Genomic DNA, 1,070 nt, shown 5'->3' with positions numbered 1-1,070 from the left:
TGTCGGGTCCCGGATGATTACGCACGTTCTTGACGAATAAATCAGGAGCTTTCATCTTCCATTTTTTGAGTGCTTGGACTGGGGCTTCATGCCCCAGTGCCTTTTGTGGCAAGTGGTGGTTGTACAGCCAGACAAACCTGTGCAGTGTCTTCTCCAAATCCTCTGCACTGTTGAAGTGATGCGAGCGCAGCACCTGGCTCAGGCGGCCATTGAAGCGCTCAACCATGCCGTTGGTTTGTGGCGTCTTTGGCTTGGTCAGCCGATGCTCTATCCCCAATGCTTGGCATAACTGGTCGAATTCGTGCTCGCCTGAGGGCTGACGTGTGCGGCTTCCAAACAATCGGTCTGTGAACTCTTTGCCGTTGTCGGTGAGGATGGTGTGGATCTTGAACGCTGCAGCTTTGCGTACGGCAGCCAAGAAGGCTTTGGCGGATGCTGCCGTCTTGTGCTGCTTGATATCAATGAACACCCAGCGTGTAGCTCGATCGATGGCAACAAAAACATAGCGGCGCTTGTCCTCATCGTGCATCTGGGGCAGGTACTTCACATCTACATGTACATAGCCAGGCTCATACGCCTTGAAGGGTTTGTGCTCGCCCTCAGGCTTGGGCTGTACGGGCAATCTGGAGTGGCCTCGTCTGCGCAGCAAGCGATCCAGCGCCGAGCGGCTCATGGCCGGCTCAATGAACTCTCGCACCACCGCCAATAAGTCATCCAGAGGTAGCCGCAGCTGGCTGCGCAGATAAATAACCAGCTCTTCCTGCCCTGCATTGAGAGTCGTTTGCAGGCGGTGGGCCGTGTGGCTGGCGTCATGCACCGTGGTTCTGCCCCGCCACTTACGCACGGTCCCTATGCCAATCCCGTATTGCTGCGCCAACTCTCGATCAGTACCACTGGCTTGCTGCAATGCCAAACGGGTGGCAGGTGTGGTCGTAGCGTTCTTGTGAAGGCTGATCAGCATGGCAACTCCTTGGCACGGGATTGCCATGTTGCCAGAACTGCTTGCAGTACCTCTCGGCCATGCAGCAACGGACGCTTGTTTTTAAGCAGCCAATCGTCCGGGACCCGAC

General features: G+C 56.2%; 1 protein-coding gene. It reads right to left on the bottom strand.

Annotated elements, in window-relative coordinates:
• Positions 1-961: IS481 family transposase (locus tag CTATCC11996_RS03100; protein WP_003072982.1), on the bottom strand; the 961-nt coding region annotated here is incomplete at its 3' end.
• Between the last annotated feature and the right edge of the window lie 109 nt (positions 962-1,070).

The organism is Comamonas testosteroni ATCC 11996 (genome assembly GCF_000241525.1).
In the GTDB taxonomy this organism is placed as follows: domain Bacteria; phylum Pseudomonadota; class Gammaproteobacteria; order Burkholderiales; family Burkholderiaceae_C; genus Comamonas; species Comamonas testosteroni.
The sequence above is the reverse complement of the archived record's forward strand: the minus strand, read 5'-3'. Positions and strand labels throughout refer to the sequence as shown.